The 2500-nt window shown below is 46.8% G+C and carries 2 tRNA genes and 2 rRNA genes (1 of these 4 cut by a window edge); all 4 read left to right on the forward strand.

From position 1 onward, the window contains the following. The first annotated feature begins 9 nt into the window (after nt 1-9). A 16S ribosomal RNA gene (locus ACZIX2_RS14070) occupies nt 10-1525 on the forward strand. Between the two features lie 128 nt (nt 1526-1653). After that, a tRNA-Ile gene (locus ACZIX2_RS14075) sits at nt 1654-1727 on the forward strand. Between the two features lie 111 nt (nt 1728-1838). Then, a tRNA-Ala gene (locus tag ACZIX2_RS14080) sits at nt 1839-1912 on the forward strand. Nucleotides 1913-2074: 162 nt separating this feature from the next. Next, nucleotides 2075-2500: ribosomal RNA gene (locus ACZIX2_RS14085) — 23S ribosomal RNA — on the forward strand; it runs 2455 nt beyond the window's last position. Together the 16S and 23S rRNA genes with 2 tRNA genes alongside form the textbook arrangement of a ribosomal RNA operon.

Consider the following 2500-nt stretch of genomic DNA (forward strand, 5'->3'; position numbering starts at 1 on the left):
AAACAATATACGATGAAGAGTTTGATCCTGGCTCAGGATGAACGCTAGCGGCAGGCTTAACACATGCAAGTCGAGGGGTAGAGGTTGCTTGCAACCTTGAGACCGGCGCACGGGTGCGTAACGCGTATGCAATCTACCTTTTGCAGAGGGATAGCCCAGAGAAATTTGGATTAATACCTCATAGTATGTGAGAATGGCATCATTTTCACATTAAAGTCACAACGGCAAAAGATGAGCATGCGTCCCATTAGCTAGTTGGTAAGGTAACGGCTTACCAAGGCGACGATGGGTAGGGGTCCTGAGAGGGAGATCCCCCACACTGGTACTGAGACACGGACCAGACTCCTACGGGAGGCAGCAGTGAGGAATATTGGTCAATGGGCGCAAGCCTGAACCAGCCATGCCGCGTGCAGGATGACGGTCCTATGGATTGTAAACTGCTTTTGTACAGGAAGAAACAGTTCTACGTGTAGAACCTTGACGGTACTGTAAGAATAAGGATCGGCTAACTCCGTGCCAGCAGCCGCGGTAATACGGAGGATCCAAGCGTTATCCGGAATCATTGGGTTTAAAGGGTCCGTAGGCGGTTTAGTAAGTCAGTGGTGAAAGCCCATCGCTCAACGGTGGAACGGCCATTGATACTGCTAGACTTGAATTATTGGGAAGTAACTAGAATATGTAGTGTAGCGGTGAAATGCTTAGAGATTACATGGAATACCAATTGCGAAGGCAGGTTACTACCAATGGATTGACGCTGATGGACGAAAGCGTGGGGAGCGAACAGGATTAGATACCCTGGTAGTCCACGCCGTAAACGATGGATACTAGCTGTTGGTAGCAATATCAGTGGCTAAGCGAAAGTGATAAGTATCCCACCTGGGGAGTACGAACGCAAGTTTGAAACTCAAAGGAATTGACGGGGGCCCGCACAAGCGGTGGAGCATGTGGTTTAATTCGATGATACGCGAGGAACCTTACCAAGGCTTAAATGTAGATTGACCGGTTTGGAAACAGACTTTTCGTAAGACAATTTACAAGGTGCTGCATGGTTGTCGTCAGCTCGTGCCGTGAGGTGTCAGGTTAAGTCCTATAACGAGCGCAACCCCTGTTGTTAGTTGCCAGCGAGTGATGTCGGGAACTCTAACGAGACTGCCAGTGCAAACTGTGAGGAAGGTGGGGATGACGTCAAATCATCACGGCCCTTACGCCTTGGGCTACACACGTGCTACAATGGCCGGTACAGAGAGCAGCCACTTCGTGAGGAGGAGCGAATCTATAAAGCCGGTCACAGTTCGGATCGGAGTCTGCAACTCGACTCCGTGAAGCTGGAATCGCTAGTAATCGGATATCAGCCATGATCCGGTGAATACGTTCCCGGGCCTTGTACACACCGCCCGTCAAGCCATGGAAGCTGGGGGTGCCTGAAGTCGGTGACCGCAAGGAGCTGCCTAGGGTAAAACTAGTAACTAGGGCTAAGTCGTAACAAGGTAGCCGTACCGGAAGGTGCGGCTGGAACACCTCCTTTCTAGAGCTTTAGTGTTAGCTATATGCACGCTAAGGATAGAGAAGAAGATGCTGTAGGTCTAAAGCATCGATTGGATTACTCTTGCTGTTAATTTAAAGAAATTGAATAAAGAATTAAGTAAAAAACAGAGTCTCGTAGCTCAGCTGGTTAGAGTACTACACTGATAATGTAGGGGTCGGCAGTTCGAGTCTGCCCGGGACTACTATTTACACTTAATGATTCTGAAATAGATTCAGAATAAAGGAAATTCTAGAGGTTGAAATCCTTATTTTTTGGAATTTGGAAATTAAAAATTTTGGAATTTTAAGAAATTGGGGGATTAGCTCAGCTGGCTAGAGCGCCTGCCTTGCACGCAGGAGGTCATCGGTTCGACTCCGATATTCTCCACTATCTTTAAGAAGATAGAATATAGAAAAAAGAATATAGACCAAGTCTATTGTCTGTTATCTATGTTCTTTCCTCTAAAAAAGAAAAAGTTCATTGACATATTGAGATAAAAAACATTTAAAAAGTAGAAAGACACGGTTGTGATTTATCATAACCGAAGTACAATAAGCAAAATAAGGGCGTATGGGGGATGCCTAGGCTCTCAGAGGCGAAGAAGGACGTGATAAGCTGCGAAAAGCTACGGGGATTGGCACACACGAATTGATCCGTAGATATCCGAATGGGGCAACCCACTATGTTGAAGACATAGTACACCGATAGGTGGGCAAACCCGCTGAACTGAAACATCTAAGTAGGCGGAGGAGAAGAAAACAAAAGTGATTCCGTAAGTAGTGGCGAGCGAACGCGGATTAGCCCAAACCAATGATGTTACGGCATGATTGGGGTTGTAGGACCACGATATTTTATGTACAAGGAACCAGAAGTTACTGGAAAGTAGCGCCATAGAGAGTGATAGCCTCGTATGGGTAACGAGTATAATAGATAGTGGTATCCTGAGTAGGGCGGGGCACGTGAAACCCTGTCTGA

The sequence above is a fragment of the Flavobacterium riviphilum genome, assembly GCF_055231795.1.